At 47.1% G+C, this 23,046-nt stretch carries 25 protein-coding genes; 21 read left to right on the plus strand and 4 right to left on the minus strand.

Translation table 11 applies throughout. The features are described from left to right. Window positions 1–203: 203 nt before the first annotated feature. Window positions 204–392 (plus strand): hypothetical protein, encoded by a 189-nt coding sequence (locus EIZ58_RS20955; protein ID WP_134702795.1) that lies wholly within the window; start codon window positions 204–206, stop codon window positions 390–392. 91 nt (window positions 393–483) lie between these two features. Further along, complete coding sequence (locus EIZ58_RS20960; protein WP_134702796.1) at window positions 484–696, plus strand: hypothetical protein; 213 nt, start codon at window positions 484–486, stop codon at window positions 694–696. Window positions 697–1,111: 415 nt separating this feature from the next. Here EIZ58_RS20960 and EIZ58_RS34900 read toward each other — a convergent pair whose 3' ends face one another. After that, window positions 1,112–1,246, minus strand: a complete 135-nt coding sequence (locus tag EIZ58_RS34900) for a hypothetical protein (RefSeq protein ID WP_255438361.1) — start codon at window positions 1,244–1,246, stop codon at window positions 1,112–1,114. A gap of 234 nt (window positions 1,247–1,480) precedes the next feature. Here EIZ58_RS34900 and EIZ58_RS33650 point away from each other — a divergent pair, with 234 nt between their 5' ends. Together EIZ58_RS33650 and EIZ58_RS20965 are read left to right on the plus strand one after the other, a co-directional pair. Continuing rightward, the gene (locus EIZ58_RS33650) at window positions 1,481–1,669 is read left to right on the plus strand and encodes a hypothetical protein (protein ID WP_167577845.1); all 189 of its coding nucleotides are present in this window, start codon (window positions 1,481–1,483) and stop codon (window positions 1,667–1,669) included. A 330-nt stretch (window positions 1,670–1,999) separates the two neighbouring features. Continuing rightward, on the plus strand, window positions 2,000–3,814 hold the full coding sequence (locus tag EIZ58_RS20965) for a PAS domain S-box protein (RefSeq protein WP_134702797.1): 1,815 nt from the start codon (window positions 2,000–2,002) through the stop codon (window positions 3,812–3,814). Between the two features lie 26 nt (window positions 3,815–3,840). Here the strand turns inward: EIZ58_RS20965 and EIZ58_RS34905 are convergent, their stop codons facing one another. Genes EIZ58_RS34905 through EIZ58_RS34170 form a run of 3 tightly spaced genes read right to left on the minus strand, consistent with a single transcriptional unit; the run spans window position 3,841 to window position 5,709 of the window. After that, window positions 3,841–4,437 carry an amidase gene (locus EIZ58_RS34905; protein WP_205672270.1) on the minus strand — a complete coding sequence of 199 codons (597 nt, stop codon included), beginning with the start codon at window positions 4,435–4,437 and terminating at the stop codon, window positions 3,841–3,843. Next, complete coding sequence (locus EIZ58_RS34910; RefSeq protein WP_205672272.1) at window positions 4,434–5,405, minus strand: amidase; 972 nt, start codon at window positions 5,403–5,405, stop codon at window positions 4,434–4,436. Before EIZ58_RS34910 ends, EIZ58_RS34905 begins: the two co-directional genes overlap by 4 nt. Then, window positions 5,386–5,709, minus strand: coding sequence for a hypothetical protein (locus EIZ58_RS34170; RefSeq protein ID WP_205672274.1), 324 nt, complete (start codon window positions 5,707–5,709; stop codon window positions 5,386–5,388). The genes EIZ58_RS34910 and EIZ58_RS34170 overlap by 20 nt, the downstream gene beginning before the upstream one ends. A 227-nt stretch (window positions 5,710–5,936) precedes the next feature. On the opposite strand from EIZ58_RS34170, the gene EIZ58_RS20980 reads away from it, so the two are divergent. The 17 genes from EIZ58_RS20980 to EIZ58_RS21060 all read left to right on the plus strand — a co-directional run bounded on the left by EIZ58_RS20980 (window position 5,937) and on the right by EIZ58_RS21060 (window position 23,036). After that, window positions 5,937–6,593, plus strand: a complete 657-nt coding sequence (locus tag EIZ58_RS20980) for a GntR family transcriptional regulator (RefSeq protein ID WP_134702798.1) — start codon at window positions 5,937–5,939, stop codon at window positions 6,591–6,593. Window positions 6,594–6,760: 167 nt separating this feature from the next. Then, a complete protein-coding gene (locus EIZ58_RS20985) occupies window positions 6,761–8,482 on the plus strand; it encodes an FAD-dependent oxidoreductase (RefSeq protein WP_134702799.1) in 1,722 nt (573 codons plus the stop codon). A 34-nt stretch (window positions 8,483–8,516) separates the two neighbouring features. Next, window positions 8,517–8,897: a 2Fe-2S iron-sulfur cluster-binding protein gene (locus tag EIZ58_RS20990; protein WP_167577846.1), complete on the plus strand. Its 381-nt coding sequence runs from the start codon at window positions 8,517–8,519 to the stop codon at window positions 8,895–8,897. Window positions 8,898–8,919: 22 nt separating this feature from the next. Next, window positions 8,920–10,101: a M20 family metallopeptidase gene (locus EIZ58_RS20995; protein ID WP_134702801.1), complete on the plus strand. Its 1,182-nt coding sequence runs from the start codon at window positions 8,920–8,922 to the stop codon at window positions 10,099–10,101. 81 nt (window positions 10,102–10,182) lie between these two features. Beyond that, window positions 10,183–11,259 (plus strand): TRAP transporter substrate-binding protein, encoded by a 1,077-nt coding sequence (locus EIZ58_RS21000; protein ID WP_134702802.1) that lies wholly within the window; start codon window positions 10,183–10,185, stop codon window positions 11,257–11,259. 46 nt (window positions 11,260–11,305) lie between these two features. Further along, the gene (locus tag EIZ58_RS21005) at window positions 11,306–11,803 is read left to right on the plus strand and encodes a TRAP transporter small permease (RefSeq protein ID WP_134702803.1); all 498 of its coding nucleotides are present in this window, start codon (window positions 11,306–11,308) and stop codon (window positions 11,801–11,803) included. Between the two features lie 7 nt (window positions 11,804–11,810). Next, window positions 11,811–13,085 (plus strand): TRAP transporter large permease, encoded by a 1,275-nt coding sequence (locus EIZ58_RS21010; RefSeq protein ID WP_134702804.1) that lies wholly within the window; start codon window positions 11,811–11,813, stop codon window positions 13,083–13,085. A gap of 114 nt (window positions 13,086–13,199) precedes the next feature. After that, window positions 13,200–14,258 (plus strand): TRAP transporter substrate-binding protein, encoded by a 1,059-nt coding sequence (locus EIZ58_RS21015; protein WP_134702805.1) that lies wholly within the window; start codon window positions 13,200–13,202, stop codon window positions 14,256–14,258. A gap of 61 nt (window positions 14,259–14,319) precedes the next feature. After that, window positions 14,320–14,796, plus strand: coding sequence for a TRAP transporter small permease (locus EIZ58_RS21020; protein WP_134702806.1), 477 nt, complete (start codon window positions 14,320–14,322; stop codon window positions 14,794–14,796). Window positions 14,797–14,798: 2 nt separating this feature from the next. Then, the gene (locus tag EIZ58_RS21025; protein WP_134702807.1) at window positions 14,799–16,076 is read left to right on the plus strand and encodes a TRAP transporter large permease; all 1,278 of its coding nucleotides are present in this window, start codon (window positions 14,799–14,801) and stop codon (window positions 16,074–16,076) included. A 20-nt stretch (window positions 16,077–16,096) separates the two neighbouring features. Beyond that, window positions 16,097–17,578: an amidohydrolase family protein gene (locus EIZ58_RS21030; protein ID WP_167577847.1), complete on the plus strand. Its 1,482-nt coding sequence runs from the start codon at window positions 16,097–16,099 to the stop codon at window positions 17,576–17,578. Beyond that, window positions 17,575–18,396 (plus strand): XdhC family protein, encoded by an 822-nt coding sequence (locus EIZ58_RS21035; protein ID WP_134702809.1) that lies wholly within the window; start codon window positions 17,575–17,577, stop codon window positions 18,394–18,396. The genes EIZ58_RS21030 and EIZ58_RS21035 overlap by 4 nt, the downstream gene beginning before the upstream one ends. Beyond that, window positions 18,393–18,731: an XdhC family protein gene (locus EIZ58_RS21040; RefSeq protein ID WP_240689256.1), complete on the plus strand. Its 339-nt coding sequence runs from the start codon at window positions 18,393–18,395 to the stop codon at window positions 18,729–18,731. The genes EIZ58_RS21035 and EIZ58_RS21040 overlap by 4 nt, the downstream gene beginning before the upstream one ends. Then, window positions 18,667–19,365 (plus strand): nucleotidyltransferase family protein, encoded by a 699-nt coding sequence (locus EIZ58_RS21045; RefSeq protein ID WP_255438363.1) that lies wholly within the window; start codon window positions 18,667–18,669, stop codon window positions 19,363–19,365. The genes EIZ58_RS21040 and EIZ58_RS21045 overlap by 65 nt, the downstream gene beginning before the upstream one ends. Before the next feature lie 13 nt (window positions 19,366–19,378). After that, window positions 19,379–20,251 carry an FAD binding domain-containing protein gene (locus tag EIZ58_RS21050; protein WP_134702812.1) on the plus strand — a complete coding sequence of 291 codons (873 nt, stop codon included), beginning with the start codon at window positions 19,379–19,381 and terminating at the stop codon, window positions 20,249–20,251. 15 nt (window positions 20,252–20,266) lie between these two features. Next, window positions 20,267–20,776 carry a (2Fe-2S)-binding protein gene (locus tag EIZ58_RS21055; protein WP_134702813.1) on the plus strand — a complete coding sequence of 170 codons (510 nt, stop codon included), beginning with the start codon at window positions 20,267–20,269 and terminating at the stop codon, window positions 20,774–20,776. Further along, the gene (locus tag EIZ58_RS21060; protein ID WP_134702814.1) at window positions 20,748–23,036 is read left to right on the plus strand and encodes a xanthine dehydrogenase family protein molybdopterin-binding subunit; all 2,289 of its coding nucleotides are present in this window, start codon (window positions 20,748–20,750) and stop codon (window positions 23,034–23,036) included. Before EIZ58_RS21055 ends, EIZ58_RS21060 begins: the two co-directional genes overlap by 29 nt. The last annotated feature ends 10 nt before the right edge of the window (window positions 23,037–23,046 follow it).

Consider the following 23,046-nt stretch of genomic DNA (forward strand, 5'->3'; position numbering starts at 1 on the left):
ATAAGAAAGTGTCAAGTGGGGGCTATCTAAGACAGAAAATAATAGAATCCATCGAATCGTTGTTTGGTAAGAATTTACTACAAGGCATGATTTGGGACCAAGGCTTCAATTTAGCTTGTAGATATATACAAAAATGGCAAAACTTACTATAATCCCATTTAGGAATAGCAATATTCCATAAAAACAATATGGGGGTTTGAGTGATGAAGAAGAACTTATTATTATCAGGTATTGCTGCATTAGCTATTTTAGGTTTGGTTGGTTGTAACAGTCAAGAGCCTGTGCAGGGGGAACCACCGACGACGGAGCAGGAGCAAAAGGTAGAGGGTAACCAAGAGCAGCCAGCAGAGGAAAAACCAGCAGAAGAACAGCCAGCAGAAAAGAAAGAGTAAGCTACTTTGGAGTTACTCTAGAATATGGATGGGCGGGACTTGTAGGGTATGGATATACTAAATGGAAAATCCGGTTAAAGGAGATCTTTCCATGCCTATTTACGACGATCCACAAATACTTGAAATTATTAGCCCATTGCAGATGAAATCCTTAGAGGACGCGGGATATATGTTAGTGCGTCAAAAAGAAGTACGAGATGCCATCCATCATGCAGATTTATTTGATGGACTCATGAAGCAAGCTGTTGCAGCTCTAGAGAAGCGTTACGGAAACCTTCCAGGGGTGGTGGAATGTATCATCTAGAGCATCGAGTCCAGATTGTTGATGGGGTTTATGAAGATCCAGATCCTGAAGAGGTATCTCCAAAGGTCTGGCTCGAAGAATAGTTTGTTACCTCAACCTAAAATAGCTGATTTCTAAAAAGTTGGTTTCGCTAACTTTTAGAGTCAGCTTTTTTTTATCATCATAGCCTGTTCCGGAACCGCATGGCTACCTTCTGGGTTCGGATGCTCACGTAACGGGTACCATTCCAGATAATCTAGGAGGTTTGGTCACAAAAACGATAGACTTGGTTCCGAACCTGTAATGATTCCAAGTCCTCGCTAAGCTTTTTCGAGGTTTGGAGTGATTTTAGGCTCCTTTTTAGAAGAGCAAACCAAACTTTGGTTTGGAGCCTCTAATTTTAAGCTGATTTCTTAAGTAGTTAAGCCTTTTTTTATCATCCCTGCGCGTTCGCGACACCTGTAGATGTCGTCCGCTCCCGGATGCTCACGAAATTTTGGATATGCTCACGGAAAAGTGGTGGATGCTCACGAGTAGGTACTGTTTGGTCACATACTTGGTACCATTCCACATAACGACCTCCATTTGATCACGAAACCCATCCATTTGCTCCCCAACCGGTAATGACTCCAAGTAGGGGAGAAAACTTCACAATGAATTTGAAAAAAGTCCTAGTATCCACTCTACTTACTTGGTGGTTTTGAATAATCGCATTTCTGCGGCTCGCTTTGTGTCCAAGACGAACACGACCAGGTCGGTGTTTGATGTTCCAACATGGACTCTCTTCCCCAAGTAGATATCGTTTATGAATATCCGGGCATCGGTGATTACTTTTATGATGCAGCCCACAGCCCTCCAAGCTCGTGCGAAAGGAATCGTTGTAGCCGGTTCAGGCGATGGAGGAATGTCCACACATCCACGGATAAAGCAAAGGAAGCGGGCAAAAGGCCGTTATCGTTCGCTCTTCTTATGTGGGAGACGGTACGGTCAATAACCGGAAAAACGATGTGGAGAACAACTTTGTTGCCGCAGACTCTTTAAATCCGCATAAATCTAGAAAACGAACAATCCGAAGAAGATTCAAGAGTTCTTTATTGAATATTAAGAGAGGCCTCCCTTCGGCGAGGTTTTGTTGATAAAGCCGGAGGCTTATAGTCTAGGCGCTGGTAAATGGAAAATATCCACTTATGCCTGTTTGTGGCTCCTATTAGGGTCAAATAAGTGGAGATTCTCCTATTATTGATCGAGACCACACCTCCCTTTATAAAATAGATGCAACTTTCGTATCATTTTTAGTATTTTTTGGTTTAAATTCCCAGGATACATGTTAAAATGGGACTTAATGGATAACGGTCGCATGGAGGACAGTATGTTGGATGAAACCACTTTTCAACAGGGACTTTTGGATCAACTCTGCGAACACGCCCCCGTGGGAATGGCGCTGGTGTCATTAGATGGTCGATGGATGAAAGTCAACCCTGCCTTATGCAGGTTTTTAGGATATAAGGAAATAGAATTAATAGGCACTGCTTATCAGAGGACAGAACCCGAGGAGGAGGATCTGCAGAAGCTGCTAAGCGGGGAGATTCGTTCTTTTCAACTGGAGAAGGCCTATCCACATCAATCAGGAGAAACGGTATGGGGGTTGCTTACGGGTAGCTTGTTCGAGGATTCCGAAGGGCATCCTTTGTTTATTATTTTCCATATATTAGATATTACAGAACGGAAAAAGGAGCAGCAAAAAAAGCGAGAGATTGAAGATTTGTTTCGGTTGATATCGCAGAATTCCCAAGATATGATTTGTTTTGGTTCACCGGATGGGACATGCCACTACGTCTCACCGGCTGTACGGTCCATGCTAGGCTATGACCCAGTGGAGATCATCGGCCCTAAGGGCATGGACCTTTTGCTCCCTCGGGATGCGGGGGAAGACAGGCTAACCTATCAACTTCGCCATAAGGATGGCTTCGATATTTGGTGCGAGACGACGATCACCAAACTGCTCGATGAAGAGGGGAAAGTTTACCTTATCGTTGCTGTCGCGCGGGACATCACCTACCGGAAAAGAATGGAGATCCAGCTCCAAGAAACCGAGCAGCGACACAAATCGCTGATCCGGTATACACCGGTTGCGATATGCAGTTTGAACCGCGAAGGCGAATTTATGACTGCCAATCCGGCTTGCTTACAAATCGCTGGCTATTCGGTTGAGGAATTAAGCGGGATGAACTTCCGATCGATCCTTTCTCCAGAAGATATACCTTGGTTGGAAAAGCTGTTTTACGATGCTTTTTCTCAAGAAGTCAAAGACGTGGAGTTCACTATCTTTCATAAAGATGGGAGGCGCATTGACCTCCTGTCTGCTTCCTCTCCGATTATAGTCAATGGGGAAACCATAGGCATCTATATCATTGCGAAAGATATTACGGACGCAAAGCAAACCGAAGAATTGCTGAGACGGTCGGAAAAGCTGTCGGTGGTTGGCGAACTGGCTGCCGGGGTGGCTCATGAAATACGCAATCCGCTGATGAGCTTGCGGGGATTTGTCCAGCTTCTCCAAAGAGAAGACCCGAACAAGGGGCATCGAGAGTACTTCTCGATCATGCTTTCTGAGGTCGATCGCATCAATCGGATCGTCAGTGAGCTTTTGCTGTTGGCGAAGCCGGAAAAAAGAAAATACGAATACATGGACCTCTCGAAAAAGCTGCAGCGAGTGACCACCTTATTCCAAGCGGAGGCGAACTTGCGCAACATCCAGATTCGCACGATTCTTGATCCAAGGCTCCCGTTGATCTACTGTGAAGGAGACAAGATTAAGCAAGTGTTTGTCAATATCCTAAAAAACGCCCTGGAAGCCATGCCTCATACTGGCGAAATTACCGTGCAGACGATCAGCGCAGGGCAAGAAGTGTGGATTCGGATCCGGGATGAAGGGACCGGCATTCCTCAGGATGCCCTTGAACGCATCAGCCAGCCTTTTTATACGACGAAGGACACCGGAACGGGACTCGGTCTTGTCGTCTGTCAACGGATTATCGCCAACCATCAAGGGAGGATGCACATCGAGAGCGAAGAAGGAAAGGGCACGATGGTGGAGATTGTGCTGCCTTCGCAATATCAAGCAGAAAAACGCCCTTAGATGGAAGGGCGTTTTTTCTTCGAGGTTTACTGCTTTAAAGCCGGCGTCGAGCCCGGTAGTTTCCGATGGCCTGTACCTTGCTCAAAGGAGTAGGCGTATTTAATTAAGGTTCTTTCGCTAGACGGACGACCAAATAATTCGATACCGACCGGCACCCCTACCGGAGCGTTTGCGCTCGGATTGGAGAAGTCTCCTGGGAAGGTGACGGATGGGAAGCCCGTTAAGGCGCCGAGGATTCCGTTGCGTTCCGCTTGGCCTTCACCTACCTTCACGACAAGTCGCTTCTGATGCGGATAGAGGAGGGCGTCCACTTGTTGTTCATCCATGACTTTAAGTATGGTTTCTTTGAGCTCCTCCATTTTAGCGAGTCTTGCGTGGTAATCCTCTTGCTGAAGCGGATTCTCAATTCCTTGGGCTTGATTCAGCGTATTGGCAATGCTGGTATCAAATAGCCCACCGGCTAGCATATCCTCCAGTGTCTTCACTGGGGCGTTGTATTGGTCAAAGTAACGATTTAGTTCTTCTTTAATCTCATAACGCTGGACGTCCATTTCCTGAATCAGCTCATCCGTATTCAGACCCGGTACCTTAATGTCGACCAGGGTGGCGCCGAGCTTTCTCATGTCCTCGATTGCTGCATCATAACGGTATTGACGTCTTGGTGAATCGGGTCATTTCCAAAAAGGTTGGTTAGGACTCCAATCCGGGCCCCTTTTAGTCCTGATGCGTCCAAGGCATCTGTATAGCTGGCGGCATCCGCTACGTTGCGGGTAATCGGTCCAGCCGCATCCTGCGTAGAGGAAACCTGAACAATTCCATATAAACTCACTAAGCCCCTAGTAGGACGAATCCCGACCAAGCTATTGGCGGAAGCGGGAGAGCGAACAGAGTTCACCGTGTCGGTTCCGGTTCCTGCTGCAGCGAAGTTCGCTGCGATGGCTGCGCCGTTACCCCCGCTGGAGCCGCCAGGCGTACGAGTTAAATCGTAAGGATTCAACGTCTGGCCGCCAAGGGAGCTCATCGTTGTACCCGACATGGCCATTTCATGCAGGTTGGACTTGGCGAGAATAATGGCCCCCGCATCGCGCAGCTTACCTACCGTCTCCGCGTCTTCTGCTGGAACAAAGCCCTCTAAGGTTTTGGATGAAGCCGTGGTTGGCAAGTCTTTCGTATTATAATTATCTTTTAAAATTACTGGAATCCCATGAAGTGGCCCACGAGCGCCTTTCTCCTGGCGTTCCAGATCCAATTGCTCGGCTAACGTAAGTGCCTCAGGATTCACGACCAGGATAGCATTAAGAGCAGGTCCTTGATCATCATAGGCTTCAATTCGATCCAAATACTGTTGATCGAGCTGCTTGGAGGTGATTTTTCCACTTTCCAAGGCTGCAGACAGATCTGAAATGCTAGACTCTAGCAGAGTGAACGGCTGATGCAGATAAAACTGATAGATGCTAGCTAGCTCTACTTGAATGGATAGAGGAGAGGAACCCGTACCGACCGAAGGAAGAGGGCTCTCTTGTTCAGTTAACTCTATAGCTTTACCAAAAATAATTGCAGCCTCAGAACGTTTAATGGGTGCATTTGGCAAGAAAGTGCCATCCGGCAGACCCTTGACCGGCTTGGTGGGCCTTGTCCAAACTTAATTCGTTCAACACATCCGTAAAAGGAAGCTGATCGAACGAAGGGGGGATCGAGACACTAGATCGGTCCAGTGCTTGTACAACGAGTTTCGTATACTCAGCGCGACTGATCGGAGCGTCTGCTGGAAGAGGGTTAGAAAAGCCATTCTGCTTGGCTTTATCCATGTCTTCAGAAATTGAGCTCGCAGATACACTTCCTGCAAAAAGTAAAGGCAGGGTCAGGACGGCTGTCTCTAATTTTGATAGTTTCATCTTACCCTCCTCATGTTGAAACGATAGTGCTTATGTAATAATTTACATAATGGGAGTTCAGTTTGCATTGACTTTGTTAGAAAATGTAACAGATTTACTAATTTAAGAAATGTTGACTATATCTATTAATTCAAATAGACTTTATATTAATAAGATATATCACTGATATATTTCAAGTGATCTGTTACAATAAATCAATTAAACTATTACTCCGGAGGAGTCTATAAATGAACACGACAAAATCTCAATCCAGGGCAGATATGGTCTATGCAGAAATGAAAAAAGCCATTCTGTATGGATACCCTAACTTTATGCCGGATGACTTTCTGATTGAAAACAAGCTAGCGGAGTATTATAACGTCAGCAAGACTCCTGTTCGGGAAGCATTAAGTCGTTTGCGGTATGAGAGTCTAGTAGAAGTCATCCCGTACAAAGGGTATTTCGTGACCAATCTATCTTATCAGGATTTGGTCGATCTATTTGAGTTGCGATTGATTCTAGAAACCAATATAACCGGACTGGCAGCACAAAATATTACGAGCCAGCAGCTAGAAGAGCTAGAAGGGCTAACGGATCAGGGAATTATAGATCTAAGAGAAAACTTAAGTCTTCAATTCAGAAAGTTGAATTTTGAATTTCATTCGATTATAGCCGATGCAAGCGGAAATAAGTGGATGGCCGATGTGTTTAAGCAGGTGGTCCAGCAGATGCAGCGATCCCTCTTTCATAAAATTAATGAGAAGGACCTTGATGAATTGTTTGAAGAACATCGGGAGTTGTTGGCTTTTCTAAGGGATAGGGATAGCCAAGGGGCTCTGGAGCTAGTACGAATGCAAATTGAAAAAGCAAAAGAGAGAGTATTTCAAAGTCGGAAGCAAACGTAATGCAGAAGATACGGTCATTTTAGCTATGGCTGTATTTTTTTTCACAAGAGTTATCAGTATATTACAAAAGTATTGACGAATAAAGGGTAGGAAAGTATCATAAAGTTATTCCAGCGATATATCTTTGGTATACTTGTTTGAACAGTACGCAAAAAAAAGGAGGATTTATGCTATCAACAGACGTCCTTGTAATCGGGAGTGAGTCTTCAGGAGCCCAGGCTGCATTGGCTGCAGCCCAGCATGGTGTAAAGGTGATCGTAGTAACAAAGGGAAAAGTGAGTATGAGTGGGGCCACCTTGACGGCAAGTGCGGACATCAATGTAGACAGCAGAACTGCAAAGGCATTGGGGTTTCCGGGGGATGCAGCCGATTCCATTGAAGCTTTCTTTGAAGATACGGTAGCAGGCGGAAAATACCTAAATAACCAAAAACTGGTTGAATCCATTGTGGAGAAGGTCCCTGAAGTCGTTAGGCAATTGATCGATCGTGGAATTGAGCCTGAAGAGCTGATACATACGCCTGGCCATCGCTATCCTCGGGGATTAATCGTTTCTGGCTTGAAGCTCACCCGTAAGCTGGCTGGTCATATGCGCAAAAATGAAAATATCACCATTCTAGAACAGGTGATGGTGATTGAGCTTCTGAAAAAGGATGAACGAGTGGTAGGGATTTACGCTTATGACTTGAGGAATGGAGAATTTATTACGATCCGAGCCAGAGCCGTAGTCCTGGCTACAGGCGGGGGAATGGCAGCTTTTCCTATTCGTACAGCTCCAGACGAGTTGACGGGAGACGGTTTCATGATGGCATGGAGAGCAGGGGCTGAGCTAATTGATATGGAAATGCCCCAGTTTATGCCGGGAGTCTTGATTAATCCTCCAGCCTGGCGCGGGAACCAATTTATTTATGAGATTGGATTCGGGAGCAAGAACGGGATTGAAGGCTGGCTTTTGAACAAGTACGGCGAAAGGTTCATGAAGTACTGGGATCCCGTGAATATGGAAAAAAGTACGCGGGATAAACTTGCGATTGCGATCATGAATGAGGTTGTGGAAGGAAGAGGAACACCGGACGGGGGAGTCTATTATTCCTTTGCTCATCTTCCTAAAAACTTAATTCAACGCTTCCCTGAGTGGTATCCCTTTCTGACGCCCGATTGGACGTATGAAGCGATTAATTTTAAAGGCTTGGTCGATGAGCTGCTAGAGGGTAACGCGGTGGAGATCGGAGTAGGCAGCCATTTCTTCATGGGAGGGGTGCGGATCGATGTCAATGGGGCAACGAATGTCGCAGGATTATTTGCTGCAGGCGAAGTTACCGGCGGCTTTAACGGGGCTAATCGCCTCTCCGGAAATGCGTTGACAGAAACGCTTGTTCAGGGTGTGATTTCAGGAAAAGCAGCAGCAGCTTATGCCAGAGATGTGGATATGCTTGAACCGGATTCCGTACAGATCGACAAACTACATGAAAAACAGCAGAGCATCCTAGGCCGACGATCCGGGACCAATCCTTATGAGCTTCGGCAAGAGCTATCCAAGCTATCCTGGAACAATTTGGGTGTGGTTCGAAAAGAAGAGAATCTAGTCAATACGATTGACGAGCTGAAGCTGATTCGTGAGCAAAGGCTCCCCGAATTGGCATGCAAGGGTGATAGTTTACTGTACAATAAAGAATTGCTAGAATGCCTTCAGCTTGAAAATATTGTTACATTATTGGAAGCCATTGCGAAAAGTGCTGTCCAGCGCAAGGAAAGCAGGGGTGCCCACTTCCTGAAGGAAATTCCAGAAGCGAGGGAAGATCAATTGCGGAATCTGGTTGTTGTGAATGAAAACGGAGAGATGGTCATCAAAGATTCGCCGCTTGTGATTACGAAACTGCAGCCGAAGTGAATCGAACCGGATGGTGAGGTTTTCTGACAAGGTAATGGAAAGTGAAATTTTCCGTGGCTATAATTTGGGTTGCGGGATCAAAGAGGGGGAAAACGCGATGAAAGATACGATCCAAGTATCGATCGAACGAAGAGAAGGGCCGGAGAAGACGCCTTATACCCAGGAATATAAGGTTCCGCTGGAACGGGGAATGAGTATGCTGAATGTACTTGATTATATCAGCAACAATTGCGATTCCACGCTAGCTTACGAAGCATCCTGTCGCAGGGGATTATGCTCCGTTTGTATAATTCATGTGAATGGCAAAGTCACCAAGAGTTGTTTGGAGCTGGCTCAGGATGACCTCGTAATCAAGAATGCATCGAAATATCCACTCCATGATCTAACCTTTACCAACCAAAGGAAGAAAAAATAGCGAAAGAAAGGAGGAGAATAGAATGAGCGCATTACTCAAGCTAGTGGAAAAAGGGATCAACCGAGAGGATCTGATGGACTTGGCTTTAAGGCTGATTCGCAGGCCAAGCCCCCAGACCGATCAGATGGAGTTTGAACCGTTGGTGAAAAGCTTCATCAGGGAGACGTTAGTGGATGAGTTAAAACAGCGAAATATCGAAGATGTAACCTTGGATGATATGGGCAATCTGATTTGCCGCATCGGAAACAAGAATGCGAAGAAAAAGATATTTTTCCTTGGCTATGCTATGAATCACCCCGCATCTTCCATGGTAGACCCGTATAAAGGGGAAGTAGTTGACACGGTAAAGGGAAAGGCCCTGCGCGGTCGTGGGATTGCTGAACAAAAAGGCTCACTGGCAGGCATGATTGCCGCTGCTGATTTTTTGAACAAGCATCAGGACCAATTGGATGGTGAGCTGATATTTGCCGTTAGCTTAGCAGGAGAAACAGGAAGGCATCTAGCGGTAGATAACATTTGCAAGACGCTGGATCTTAAGGCGGATCTTGGGATCGTCGGGATTGGGACGAACGGGGATATTTGTCAAGGGAATAAGGGGCGAGTAGATGTGCACATCCACGTTTACGGTAAATCCTGTCACAGCAGTACACCAGCAAGCGGAATCAATGCCATTGAAGGAGCATCCCTAGTCGTTCAGAAATTGCAAGGTCTGGTTCCTGCTGGCGAGCATCCGCGATTAGGTCGCCCGACTTTAACCTCCACTTCCATTAAGAGTTTTCCCGATGCGACCCATACGATTCAAAACGAGTGCCGACTAGTCTTTGACCGCCGCTTGCTGCCGGGAGATGAAGCGGAAACCGCATTGGGAGAAATTCGGGATGCGTTGGGGAATATGGATCCTTACCGGATTGAGGTCAAGGAAGGTCCCGTTACCTTCCCGTCGGAAGTGCCGGATGATTCGATCGTGATTCAGGAACTAAGGACAGCGATCGAAGAGATTCGGGAAACCGAGGCAAAATGCTTTTTCTCTAACGGTGCGATTGATGCAGGCTATGTAAACAAGTGTGGGATTCCTGCGGTGATGTTCGGTCCAGGGCAAATGGACATGTGGCATACGGATAATGAGCTATTAACGGTGGATGATTTAGTCGAGGGAGCAAGGATTTATACTTATCTTTCTTTTAAGTATTTATCAAAAAGGTAGACAAATACAAATTATTTTTTTATAGTCAGTAATATATTTCTAGTATTCTTCTGATGTCTCAGATAATGAAGGGGGATTTACATGAGGAAGTTTGGAAAAGGGTTCAGCCAGGTTTTCGGGTTATGTCTTTCAGCAGCCGTCCTGTTGGTTGGCTGTGGAGGGAACACGCAGGGCACGGCTCAGCCATCACCGAGCGCGGAGCAACCAGCAAGTGTTGAACAGCCAGCCAAGGACGCGAAGCTCATTCGGGTAAGCCATAACATGCCGACGGACAGCGGACCGGACAAGGCTGCCCATAAGTTTAAAGAAGTGGTGGAAAACAAGAGCAACGGAAGTCTTAAGGTTGAAATTTATGGTAATTCCCAGCTAGGCTCCATGAGAGAGCAAACCGAAAGTGTTCAGATGGGTTCGATTGAGATGACGATCCAACCAATTTCTACCTTGACCCCATTCGTGAATGATCTTCAGGTAGTGGATTTTCCTTTCCTTTGGCCAAATGAAGAGACAATGTTTAAGGTGCTCGATGGAGAAGCGGGCCAGCAGATCTTAAGCACGATGGAAGATGCAGGCTTTAAGGGTCTAGGCTTCTGGGCAAGTGGTTTCAAGGCGATTACCAGCAATAAGCAAATCCAGTCTCCTGAAGACTTGAAGGGAGTAAAAATGAGGGTTATTCCTTCTCCTCTGCTGATTGCCCAATATCAGGCTTGGGGAGCTAACCCTGTACCGGTTGATTTTGCGGAATTGTACAACTCCTTGCAGCAAGGAGTGGTAGACGGGCAAGAGAATCCGCTGGAAACTATTTTCATGCAGAAGTACTATGAAGTGCAGAAGAACCTAACCGTTGCCAACCATGGATATTTAGCCTATATCTCGACTATGAACAAGAGCTTCTTTGACAGCCTTACTCAGGAAGAACAGCAGTTGCTAATTGAGGCGGAGAAAGAAGCAAGGGATTTGGGTAGAGATATAGCGGATCAGATGGCTTCTGAATATCTGAAGAAGTTGGAAGAAACAGGACTTCAGGTGACTGTCCTGAACAATGAACAACGGGAAGCTTTCCGCACGCTATCCCTCCCTGTTCATCAGGAGTTCAGCAAAACCGACCGTCAGAAGCAAATCCTAGAAAAGGTATACGAGGAAGTCGAAGCAGCACAATAGGATTAGCCTTCAGGAGGGTTAGTTAGAAACAATAGAGGTGACAGTCATGCTGAAGGTACTTGATAAAATTGAAGATGCTTTTGTCGTTATCACCATTTTTGCAGCCACTCTTCTTGTCTTTATTAATGTGGTTTTGCGGTTGTTTGGAATGGGCACGACGTGGTCGGAGGAATTAATCCGATATTTGATTATCTGGCTTACTTTTATAGGGGCTAGCATCTGTGTCCGAAAGGGAGAGCATGTTGGCATCGAGCTGCTGCCGGAGTTATTGCCCGACAGAATCAAAAAGTTCCTGGCCCTCATCGTAAACACGATTGTTATCCTTTTTCTTCTCTTCCTTCTTAAGTACAGTGTTGAACTCGTCCAGTTTAACCAAAAGAATGGCCAAATTGCGCCGGCTCTGGGCATTCCCATGTATATCATTTACCTAAGCGTTCCCATCGGCACCCTTCTTATGATGATTAGGTATGTTCATCAAGTGATCCTCTTGTTCAAAACAGGACATCCCATAACCTCTAACCAGGATAACCAGCTGAAAGGGTGAAACGGCTTTGATATACTTTTTGATTTCCCTGCTTTTTGTTTTGCTGATGACCAGCGTTCCGATCTTTGCAGCGGTTTCGTTATCGAGCTTCCTAGCGATGCTGCTATTTACGGAAACGAACCCAATGATCATGGTTCAACGGTTATTTGGCGGGATAGACAAGTTCACACTAATGTCAATGCCTTTCTTTATTCTGGCAGCTAATGCCATGGATGTCGGCGGGTTATCCACACGCATTCTAAGATGGGCAAGAGCACTTGTTGGTCATATTAGCGGAGGGGTGGCGATGACGACGCATGTGGCTTCCATGTTTTTCGGCTCCCTATCCGGATCCGCCCCAGCTACGGTCATTGCGATTGGGAAGATTATGTATCCGGAAATGCTTCGCCAAGGGTATAGCAAGCATTTTGCCAGCGGCTTGATTACCTCTACAGGCTCGGTGTCCCTGATCATACCGCCAAGCTTAACCTTGATCATTTTTGCCACGGTGACGAATACCTCTGTGGGGGCTTTGTTTTTGGCTGGCTTGTCCGCCGGAATCGTGTTTGGAATTTTCGGTTTAGGCTACATCTGGGTGTATGCAAAAAGGAATAAGATGCCCCGCCAGACAAGAGCTACGGCTAAGGAATTATGGGAAAGCACGAGAAAAGCCGGTTGGGCGCTCATGGTTCCGATTATCATTTTAGGCGGCATTTATTTTGGAATTTTCACAGCGACCGAAGCGGCCGGTGTATCTGCGATCTATGCCATTTTTGTCGGGATGTTCATCTATAAGGAAATAAGCTTGAAAAAGCTCTACGATCTGTGCCTATCCTCCGCGATTACCTCGGCGCAAGTAATGATCTTAATTGCCGCTGCTTCTGTATTCGGCTGGTTGCTTACGGTGGGGCAAGTTCCGCAGGCATTGGCTCAGTATTTGGCGGAGCACTTCTCGGTCACTTGGCAATTTCTTTTATTTTTGAACGTGATCTTGCTGATTGTCGGGATGTTTATGGACGGTTCGTCGGCAATTGTCATTCTGGCTCCTTTGCTGTTTCCTGCCGCAATGTCGCTTGGAGTTGACCCGGTTCACCTGGGCATCATCATGATTACCAATCTTGCCATCGGGATGTATACTCCGCCATTTGGCTTGAATATTTTTGTATCCAATAGTATTACGGGAATGAAGCTGGTAGAATCGCTGCCGGGAATTACTAGATTCCTTGCTGTTTCGTTACTAGCCCTGATCGTTATTACGTATTTTCCCGCCATCTCTACTTTCTTGCCTAAGAGCATTTATTAGCGAAGGGCATTGTCAGATCGGACTAAATAAAGGCGGTGGTTTGGTCTTTTCGGACATAGATCACGTCAAGAGTCATTTGCTATAGTTTCATTAAAAATATAGGGGGGAAATAGGATGAAGAAGAATCTATCCATTCTAGCGTTGGTCACAATCGTGCTGCTTGTCATCAGCGGTTGTACGGGATCTTCAGAGAACACAGGCGGGGCTACCCCGCAAGCGGGTGGAAACAGCGGCCAGACGAACGATGAGAAGTTTACGATTAAGATCGGACATGTACTGTCAGAAGATTACCATTATACCGATGGAGCGAAAAAATTTAAGGAATTGGTAGAGGTAAAGTCCAACGGCCGCCTCACGGTGGAAATCTATCCGAATGCCCAGTTGGGGAATGAACGGGAGATGCTCGATGGAATGAAGCTCGGTACACTAGAAATGGGAATTATCTCTTCTGGACCCGTTTCAGGGTTTGTTCCCGAATTTGCTCTGCTGGATTTAGGATATCTGTTTAAAGATGGTGAAACCGCCCAGAAGATTTTGTATGGTCCAATTGGAGACCAACTGAATGAAAAGATGATCCAGTCAGGGTTCAGAAGATTAGCTTATCTAGATGCCGGCTTCCGGAATGTCTACGCACAGAAGCCAATTGACAAGCCTGAAGATTTAAAAGGCTTAAAAATCAGAACCTTGGAAACGCCAGCTCACCTGAATTTGTTCAATGCCCTAGGAGCGTCTCCTATGCCGATGGGTTATTCTGAATTGTATACTGCTCTACAGCAAGGAGTAGTAGATGCCGCTGAAAATGTACCAGAAGCCTACCAGAGCAGCCGCCATTTTGAAGTAACTAAGGTATATTCCGAAACCAAGCATGTGTACTTGACCATGATGTATCTCGTCGGCGAAAACTTCTATCAAAAGCTTCCTCAAGACTTGCAGGAAATTGTAACCGACGCTGCCTTGGAAGCGACGAAATATGAGAATGAGTTGATTAAGAAGCTTCAAACCGAGATCTATGCCGAGCTCGAGAACAATGGTATTACGGTTCACAAAGTCGAGGACTTAACGCCGTTTATCAATTTGGCGAAATCATCTTGGACGAAGAGCGCCGAACAGGTTCAAGGCGGAAAAGAACTGCTCGAAGAAATCTTGAAAGAAGCGGGACAAACATTAAATTAGGAAGGGGAGGGGGCGGTCTTGTATCGACCCTCGCCTTTTTTTCAAAACAAAGGGGGGCAGCATGATCTCTAAGCTGAAAACGATGTTTGATAAAAGCCTGGACTACTTTTCCTTTACCTTATTGATTGTATTAACGCTTGTATGTTTTTACCAGGTTGTCGCACGATACCTATTTTCCGCCCCTCCCTCCTGGAGTGAGGAACTAGCTCGCTATTTAATGATCTGGTTGACCTTTCTCGGGGCAGCCATTGCGTTTCGAACGAACGCCCACCTAGGACTCGACTTTTTTGTTGGTCTTCTGCCAGGTAAGGGCCAAAGATGGGTTTCTTGGATGGTCGGGGCCTTGCTCCTTGTAGTATTGGGACTGATCTTCAGTAAAGGGTTTGAAGTGGCCCAATCCATGAAAAGTCAGTTATCGCCTGCTATGCGAATCTCAATGGCCTATCCCTATATGGCTGTTCCGGTGGGCACGTTTTTGATGATGTTTGAAATGATTTGGAATTTGATCTATGCGAAACCGAAGGAAGAGGTGAACTAGGCATGGGATTATTAATCCTCCTTTTCTTTATCCTGCTTGTTTTGAATATGCCTGTCGCTTTTGCCTTGGCTTCCTCGGTCACCTTATATTTGCTGATTGATGGAAAATTTCCGCTCTTGCTGGTGGTTCAGCAGATGTTCAGCGGATTAGATAAATTTGTGTTTCTTGCCATCCCCTTCTTCATTTTATCCGGACTGATTATGCAAAGAGGAGGGATTTCCCAGCAGCTGATCCAATTTAGTTCTCTTTTATTAGATAAGATTGTTGGCGGATTGGCCATGTCTGCCTCCTTGGCTTCCATGTTTTTTGCTTCTATTTCCGGATCGGGACCGGCGACAACGGCGGCGATCGGAGGAACAATGCTACCGGAAATGGAGAAGAAAGGCTATGGAAAGGAATGGTCCGTTGCGTTCATTGCGGTCTCCGGAACGATGGGACCGATTATTCCTCCTAGTATCACGATGGTCATCTATGGGGCTATTGCGGGCACTTCGATTGGAGCATTATTCATTGGCGGACTTTTGCCGGGCTTGTTGATCGGCCTTGCCCTGATGATATCGGCTTATTTTCGGGCTAAGAAAATGGGAATTAAAACCGAACCACGCAAGATCGAGTGGCCTATGGTTTATGAGGCTTTTCGGAAGGCCATTTGGGCCTTATTGATGCCCGTGATTATTGTAGGAGGAATTCTGGGCGGGGTATTTACTCCAACAGAAGCGGCGGTCGTGAGTGTGGTCTATGCCTTGGTAATTTCCGGACTCGTCCAGCGAAACCTGAGCATGAAGGACTTATCCATCATTCTAAAGGATACCGTTATCACCTCTGCCGTGATTATGATCCTTACTGCGAATGCTGCCGCCTTCGCCTGGATCTTGAGTGCCGAGCAAGGACCTCAGAAAATCATTCAGGCACTGCAAAGCATCACGGATAACAAGATTCTGATTCTGCTATTGCTTAACATTCTCTTATTGATAATTGGCTGTTTTCTAGATACCACTTCCGCTCTGATAGTAACGGTACCTACATTGCTCGTGATTGGGAAATCATTCGGCATTGATCCCTTGCATCTAGGACTGATCGTAACGACGAATCTCTCCATCGGGATGGCCACACCACCGCTGGGCTTTACCTTGTTTACCGCTTGCTCGATCGGACGTGTGTCGATTACGAAAACCATTCGGCCGATGATCCCGTTGTTAAGCGCTTGTTTGTTTGTTCTCATTTTAGTTACGTATTTCCCAGAATTATTCTTATGGCTACCTAAGCTATTACTTAATTAATGGAAGAAAAGGAGAATGTGATGATAACCTTAATAGAAAATACAACGATTGTCACCATGGATCGGAATCGACAAGTCATTGAGAAAGGCTTCTTGCTCTTTGATACACATTCCATCCGGGAAATGGGGGCTGGGGATTACACGGGGCCGAGGGAAGGATTGACGATAGTGGATGGGAAAGACCGGATTATACTCCCAGGTCTGATTAATGCTCATACGCATTCCTATGCCAATTTGGTCAAGGGAACCACGGAAAATATACCCCTTGAAATCTGGATGCTGTACATCATGGCAGAGGGGAAGCATATGTCTCGTGAAGATCATGTGATCAGTGCAGCCTTAGGCAGTATTGAAATGCTGAAGAGCGGAACAACGACCTTTTTGGATCATTTAGCCCAGGATTTTGAGGGGCTCTCCGCTGTTGCGGAGCAGTACCAGTCTATTGGGATCCGAGCGTTCGTGACCCCGATGTTTGGAGATCTCCCTTATGCCGACAGCTTGCCTGAGAAAATAGGCTTAGGAGGGATGGGTTCCACCTCTCACGGTCCCAAGTCCAAGACTTCCGCTTCTGCACAGGAATTAATCGATATGGTAGAAGAAGTGATTGTGAAACTCGCCAATCCGGACCGAGGCATCGGGGTTGCTGTAGGTCCCTCCGGTCCTCAGCGTTCAAGCGATGATTTATTGACTGGCTCCATGGAGCTGGCTCAAAAATATGATCTGCCTTGGCATACGCATGTGCTCGAAACGAGAGCACAGGAAGTGACCGCGCAGCGTCTCTACCAAAAAACAATGGTTGAGCATCTAGCTGAACTAGGAATCTTGAATCGTAGAGTCTCGCTCGCGCATGGCGTATGGCTGAGCTCTCGGGATATGGAGCTGATCCGGGAGTTTGAGGCGACGGTTGTGCATAATCCAGCAAGCAACCTCTTGCTTGGCAGCGGAGTGGCCCCCATCATCCCGATGAAAGAAGCAGGTGTTCGCTTGGCTTTAGGTACGGATGGCTCCAACTGCTGCGGTTTCCAATCGATGTTTGAGTCCATGAAGCTTGCTGCGATCTTGAGCAATACGCATACCGCTGATTTTCAGCGTTGGATTCAAGCGGTGGATGTGCTGACCATGGCAACGCAAGGAAGTGCGGCAGCCTTAGGCATGGAGGATCAAATCGGTTCCATTGAAGCAGGAAAAAAGGCGGATCTGGTGTTCTTGGATAAGAAGTCGACCGTTTTTGTTCCCTTAAATAATCTGATCTGGCAATTAGTGTACGGGAAAGCGGACTCCTGCATCCGAGCCGTCTACGTAGGCGGGAAAAAAGTAGTGGAAGACGGTAAAGTGACGTTCGTCGATGAAGCAGCGATTTATGAAGAAGCGATGGAAAGAGGAGTTTCCCTGTTGAAGCGCTGTCAAGAGGATTACCATCAAATCAAGCAAGAAGAGCCAAAGCTCTATGAGATGCTGATGAGAATTGCTGGGCAGCCGATAAAGGGTGACGCCGTACGATGAACCGGAATGAATGCTACGAGTTGCTGTTGTCAGCGATAAGCAAGAAAGAAGGAATCGCCATGATCACCATTACAAGCTGCCGCTTCAGGACTCACGGCGAATCACTGAAGGACCATGAGATTACAAGCAGTAAAGCGCTGGTATGGGACAATGGGCAGGTCGAGCTGGAAGTGGGCTTACCTGAGTTTCTCACCCCTGCGTTGGTTGATGATGCACTAAAGGCTCTTCAAGAAGGGACGTCAAAGACCTTCGTCCATCAGCAGGAGGATTGGGAGCTGGAGTATTATGTGGAGGTCTATCCTCCGCCTCTGCACCTCATTGTGGCTGGGGCGGGGCATGTGGCCAAACCGGTCGTTCAGATCGCAAAAATGCTAGGATTTTTTGTTACGGTCATTTGCGATCGACCGCAATATGCCAATGAAGAACAGTTTCCGTTAGCAGATGAAGTGATATGCAAGGAGTATATGGACTATTTCAGCAATCCCACCCGCTCGGCGAAGAAATATATTCTTCTGGTTACGCGCGGTCATCAATTTGATGTGATGATTTTGCGGGAGCTTATGAGCAAGTCCGCCAGCTATATTGGCATGATCGGAAGCCGCAGAAGAATATCTGGAGTATTTTCCCAGTTAAAAGCAGAGAGGCCGGAGGAATCGTTTGATCATATCTTTGCCCCAGTAGGGTTGGATATCGGGGCCCAAACTCCGGAGGAAATCGCCGTTAGCATCATGGCTGAAATCCTGAAAGTGAAGAATGAGAAGTCGGGTGTATCGTTAAGAGAAAAGGTTGGACATTTTATCGTAAAGGCGGATGAATGATTGGTATGTCTGAACTCGATTTGATCCAATGCATCATTAAAACCAAACAATCTTCCAAAAAAGCGGCTTTAGCGACCGTGATCCGAACGAAAGGCTCTACCCCGCGAAAAACCGGGGCGAAGATGATTGTATTTGAAGATGGCTCCATTGTGGGAACCATTGGTGGAGGCTGTGGAGAAGGAGAAGTAATCAAAAAAGCACAAGAAGCGATCGTAAGCGGAGCTTGTATCCATCATCAAGTGGATCTTACTAAAGGACTGTTTTATGAGGATGGCGGGATCTGCGGAGGCATCCAGGATATCTTTATTGAACCACTGGTCAGGGAGAGCTTGTAGGGTGTGGGGGGCCATCTTGCTGGCCGCAGGAAAGTCCACTCGGATGGGTCAATTAAAAGCTCTCTTACCCTGGGGGAACACTACCCTAATTGAGTATCAAGTGCAGCAAATGAGCCGTTCCGTTATTCAACAGCTCGTCGTCGTCCTAGGCTATGAGCATCAGCGCTTGGAGCCGGTGATCAGGAAGCTCCAAACCCAGTATCGAGATCAGCTGAACATCATCATTCAGATCAACCCTGATTATGATGAAGGTAAAACGGCATCCATCCGAGCTGGACTTGCAGGCCTGACGAGGCCAGTCAAAGCGTTAGCCATCATCGGTGTGGATCAGCCTGTTTTAGCAAAAACCATAGATTCGCTCCTGTTAGGGGTAGGGGATAAGGGGCCCGAAATACGTATCCCGGTGTATCAGGGGAAAAGGGGTCATCCTCCTGTGTTTACCGACCGTTTCTTCCCCGAATTACGCGAGGTCAATGAGCAAACGGAAGGTTTGCGGCAGATCATGAAGAGTAATCAGGAGTATATTCAGTTGATGGAGGTTAGAGAACCGCAGGTATTGTTGAACTTAAACCGTGAAGAAGATTACCGAAAAGCCTTGGGTATGGGGCTGGATCGGGAGGATACAGAACGCTGAAGGAGGCAAAGGGATGTTTATTCATGAGATTGACTATCATAGCCCGAACACGGTCCAGGAGCTGCTGGACCTGCTGGATCATTATAAGGATGAGGCTAAGCTATTGGCGGGAGGCACCGATTTGATTCTGCAGCTCAAGCTTAACCGCTGGAGCCAAAAGACTATTATTAATGTCAAAGAACTCCCCGGGTTAAACCAAAAGAGGTATGATGGTGATCATTTTGTGATTGGCTGCAACACCACACTAACCGAATTGCTGGATACAACCGCAGTGGAGCTGGATTACCGCGCGCTTTGGCATGCGATATCGGAGCTGGCGGATGTCCAATGCCGCAATCGCGGGACCTTAACCGGTAATATATGCAACGCCTCTCCGGCCGCGGATTCTTCTCCCGTCCTTCTCGCTTATGATGCCCGTGTGGTAGCAGTATCTGTGGAGGGTCAACGGACGATTCCGATGGAAGAGTTTTTTGCTGGGCCGGGCAGAACTACGCTCCGACCGAATGAGTTTGCGAGGGAAATTCATATTCCTAAGCCTGCTCCGACCCAGTATTGTTCGTTTCAAAAGCTGGGAAGAACCTATGATGATATCGCTCTATTAAATAGCGCTGTGAAGGTAGAAATCGATCCTTCCACCCAGATATGCTCCTTTGCACGAGTCACTGTAGGTGCAGCTGCTCCAACCGCCTTCCGGGCAACCGAGGCTGAACAGTTAATAAACGGAAACCCATTAAATGAAGAAGTGATCAAAGCGGCAGCACAAGCGGCAGCAGAGCAGTCTCGCCCCATTACGGACGTAAGAGCCAGCGCCAGTTACCGCAAAAAAATGGTAGGGGTACTCGTAGAGAGAGCCTTGCGCGATATTCTAGCAAAGGCAGAACGCTAAAGGGGAGGGAATCGAATGAAAAGACAAACAAGGCTAACCATTAATGAAGAGGTATACATGGAGGACATTCCGGCGTATATGACGCTTGTCGATTACTTGCGCAGACATGCCGGAATGACAGGGACGAAAGAAAGCTGCGGAACCGGGGACTGCGGTAGCTGCTCTGTAGTGATGAATGGCCAAGTCGTAAAATCCTGTTTAGTATTGGCTGTGGAGTGCGATGGGAAGGAAGTGACAACCATCGAAGGATTGGCTCAAGACGGCAATCTCCATCCTTTGCAGACCTCCTTCGCCGAAAAGTGGGGAACGCAATGCGGCTACTGCACACCTGGATTTATCATGGCGGCCAAAGCACTGCTGGATCGCAATCCGAATCCTTCCGACGAGGAAATCAAGCATGCTACAGCGGGTAATCTATGCCGGTGCACAGGTTATGTGAAAATTATCGAGTCAATCCAAGACGCAGCGAAAACTTTGCGGGAAGAGAGGGATTCCTATGGAAACAAATCATTGGCTAATCGGTAAATCCACCCCTAAATTCGATGGCATTCCAAAAGCTACAGGCGACCTTCGGTATGTGGAGGATATGGTGTTGCCGGGTATGCTGTATGGAAAAATTCTAAGGAGTCCCCACGCCCATGCCAGAATCCGTTCCATTGATACAAGCAAAGCCCGTGGCCTGCCTGGGGTCCGTGCGGTTATTACGGCGGCTGATACACCTAAGGTCAAATTTAGCTTCATTGAATCACAGTCGGATAATCTCGTTCTCTGTGATGAGGTTGTCCGTTTCATTGGCGATGAAGTCGCTGCCGTAGCCTGTGATACGCCTGAGCTTGCTCAGAAAGCGATTGAATTAATAGAAGTAGATTACGAGATACTCCCGGCCCTTTTTGACCCGGAGCAAGCATTGACCTCTGATCTTCTTATTCATGAGGATCGGCCTAACAATGTATCTGCCGAGCTTCATACCTCTTATGGCGATATTGAAAAAGCCTTTGCCGAAGCGGATTTTATCTTTGAAGATCGCTTCGACACCTCCAAGCAAGCGCATTGTCCACTGGAGAGAAGAGCCGTTATTGCTGATTATGAGCGTTCGGGAAGAGTGACGATCTATTCGCAAACCCAAACGCCTCACACTTTAAGAAAAGAGATTGCGAAGGTTCTGGCCATTCCCGTTTCTCAGGTGAGGGTCATCCGCATGCCGATTGGCGGAGGATTCGGAAACCGCTTGGTCATGGATATGAAGGAGCCGATTGCGGCGTTTCTTTCTCAAAAGACGAGAAAGCCTGTCTTAATCGCCAACACCCGGCAAGAAGAGTTTATGACCGCTCGCCCGCGTTATCCTTATACGTTTAAGCTGAAAACTGCGGTGAGGAAGGATGGAAAGATTCTAGGCCGTCATGCTCAGGTCATTGTGGATAATGGGGCTTACAGTGATAAAGGCTGGGGTACGATGAAGTACACCGAAAACGTGAATTCCGTTTTCTATAATGTGGAGCATACCAAGTTTGACGGGTATATCGTTTATACCAATAAGCAATACGGCACAGGCTTCCGTGGCTTTGGAAACCCTCAGGTAACTTTTGCAATTGAATCGCAAATGGATATGATTGCTGAGAGATTAGGACTTGACCCTCTGGAGTTCCGGCTCATCAATGCCAACAAAAAGGGGGATGTGACGAGCAGCGGCAAGGTAGTCGATACGGAATCGATGCTGACAACGTTGGAACGGGCGAAGGCGAAGCTTAATTATGAGGAAAAACGCAGCCAGTACGACAATCAACCGGAGCATGCAACCAAGCGAAGAGGGGTCGGCATCGCATCCATGCTACAATCCGGCGGGGGAAGCCGCGGCTACGGCTATAATTCAACCGATGCGTTTATCAAAATTTCCGAGGATGGCCAGGTTACCATCATTACACCCGCGGTGGAGATGGGACAAGGACCGCAAACGGTATTGAGTCAAATTGCGGGTGAAGTGTTAGGGGTATCATTGGAAGACATCCAAGTGATCGACCATGATACTGATATTATCCCTTATGACTTGGGAAGCTGGGGAAGCCGAACCACGTATGTAAACGGGTTGGCCGTCAAGGATGCAGCCGAGCAAGCGAGAGCGGAGATGCTGGAGCTAGCAGGCCTTCGATTTGACTTGCCGGCAGATGCGCTGGAGATAAAAGAAGGAAAAATTGGTCCGAGAGCGGATTGGAGCCAAGCGGTCTCCATTGCTGATGTGACACGGTTTGCTGCCCAGAAGGAAGGAAGAGTGATTTCTGGGAAAGGAAGATACTTCGATCCGGAAGCCCCTAAATTCGCAAGAGGGGAAGGAGCTCACAACTTCCCCAACTTGGTTTATGGCTGCCAAATGGCTGAAGTCGAAGTAGACATGGAGACGGGGCAAGTCAAGGTGCTCCAAATTGTGGCTGCCCATGATGTCGGAAAAGCGATTAATCCTGCTTCTGTCGAAGGTCAATTAGAAGGAGGCATCGTTCAGGGAATCGGTTATGCGCTGACGGAAGGCATCATCGAAGTGGAAGGGAAAAATGTAAATCCCGGTTTCCTAGATTACAAGATTCTTTCCTCCGCCGATATTCCGAAAATGGACATTATTATTGTAGAAGACCTGGATAACGAAGGACCGTTTAAGGCCAAGGGAGTGGGCGAACAAGGCATCGTGCCTACAGCAGCAGCGATTGCCAATGCTGTTCAGCATGCGGTGGGGGCTCGGATTGCGAACCTGCCGATTACACCGGAAAAAATCCTGACCGCGCTAAACAAATTCTAGCGACAAAGGA

This window comes from Ammoniphilus sp. YIM 78166 (assembly GCF_004522215.1).
Lineage (GTDB): Bacteria > Bacillota > Bacilli > Aneurinibacillales > RAOX-1 > YIM-78166.